A 1,383-nucleotide genomic window follows, 5' to 3' on the forward strand; every position below is an offset into this window, starting at 1 on the left:
GGATAAGGAGCATGCCCGGCCGCCGTCTGATAGCTGCCTGCCACGCTGCTTGGCTGACGCTCGAGTCCGGGGATCGGCAAATCGTCTCGACACACACCTTTTCCTCGCGGTCCCAAACCTCGATCCGGAAATTGTCCTCCGCTGTTTTTGCCATAGCTTCGCCGGCGAGCGCTTTTGGCGCTTTGCCAAAGTTCCTTTCCACCTCTGAAAGAGCCACAAATAAGGAACATATTCCTCTCTGGTCAAGCCCCCCTTGACTCTAATGTTCTTATTTTGTTCACTGCGCCTGACACAACAGGAGGCCGAGACGAAGCTGCTTTTTGCGGATCAAAGTGTCTTACCCAACAGATTGCCCGTGGGACAGCGGCGGCCGAAGCGAGCTAACGATTATCCGAGCATGGTCGAACCGGTTGCATTGCTATGAGCGAAGAATTTATCCGTCTGCCGCAAGGCCCGGAGCCACCGCAATCGCGCGGCTTGATTGAGAACCATGATTGCGAGCATCGGGGCTGCGGAAAGCTTGGCGGTTTTGGCTTCGCTCGGCCCCATCAGCAGTCGCATTGGTTTTGCCTCGTCCATCGTGAGGACGGCGAACGATATCTTTTGGGAGGAAGGCATCCATGACCCGCTCGACCTTCGCAGGAGAACTCCAAAGCGCGTCCGACCGAATTGCGGAGGTATCCCGCGCCGATCTTCAGGTCATGCTTCGGCGGGCCGCGTTGATGATCAGGAACACTGACGGCATCGACCTCGATCCTCGGGTGGAGGAAGCGCTATTGGGCATGGCAGCTGAGATGAGAGTCTCGAAGTCTGATCTCATCAAAACGGTCATTGCCGATTGGCTCGTTGCCAATTCCTATTTGCCCGTGTCGGTGGCGCTTGACGAAGACTGCGAGACCAGCGGCAGCGCGTAGGCCTGTTTGGCCGCGTCCTTGCCGGATAAGCGCCACACTACACCTTAGCCTTACGCCAGCCGGCCCACCACGCTTCCCACTGAGAACAGAACCAGCGTTCCCCACGGGCCGGATCTATACGCGTTGCCAAATAATATTTTTGGCCCGACATATGATAGATATGCTCGCCCCACTCATTGATGTTGCCCTTGATATCGCATCCCGGCTGGTGGGTAGCGCTTCTATGGTTCGTTGACGAACCGACATAGTGAACGCGCGGCAGATCGTGTCGATCTTCGAACCCCAAGTAGGCTGCGGTGGCGACCCCAAGCATCATCAGAACTGTCATGAGACGATAGTGGAGAAGCAAACGCCACCAAGGCCTTCGTCTCCTTGTCCACCCGGCAAGAACATTGTTGCCCATGATCCTTCCCCCAAAGGGAAGAATGCGTCGTTTGAAAACTGGGGTCCAGTTAACTGGGGTCTGGCG

3 protein-coding genes are annotated in these 1,383 nt (G+C 56.5%); 1 reads left to right on the forward strand and 2 read right to left on the reverse strand.

The genetic code is table 11. The features are described 5' to 3' along the window. Nucleotides 1-387: 387 nt before the first annotated feature. Nucleotides 388-561, reverse strand: coding sequence for a hypothetical protein (locus AC1DX0_RS35890; RefSeq protein ID WP_477220560.1), 174 nt, complete (start codon nt 559-561; stop codon nt 388-390). A 59-nt stretch (nt 562-620) separates the two neighbouring features. Between AC1DX0_RS35890 and AC1DX0_RS35895 the strand changes: the two genes are divergently transcribed. Next, the gene (locus tag AC1DX0_RS35895) at nt 621-914 is read left to right on the forward strand and encodes a hypothetical protein (RefSeq protein ID WP_477220559.1); all 294 of its coding nucleotides are present in this window, start codon (nt 621-623) and stop codon (nt 912-914) included. 37 nt (nt 915-951) lie between these two features. Here the strand turns inward: AC1DX0_RS35895 and AC1DX0_RS35900 are convergent. After that, a partial coding sequence (locus AC1DX0_RS35900; RefSeq protein ID WP_477359234.1) for a hypothetical protein occupies nt 952-1,383 on the reverse strand: 432 nt, incomplete at its 5' end.

Source organism: Mesorhizobium sp. P3_A9 (genome assembly GCF_056402975.1).

What these genes read in the sequence shown, in the direction of transcription:
- AC1DX0_RS35890 (WP_477220560.1), bottom strand. Translation starts at nt 561, where the DNA reads ATGCGACTGCTGATGGGGCCGAGCGAAGCCAAAACCGCCAAGCTTTCC.
- AC1DX0_RS35895 (WP_477220559.1), top strand. Translation starts at nt 621, where the DNA reads ATGACCCGCTCGACCTTCGCAGGAGAACTCCAAAGCGCGTCCGACCGA.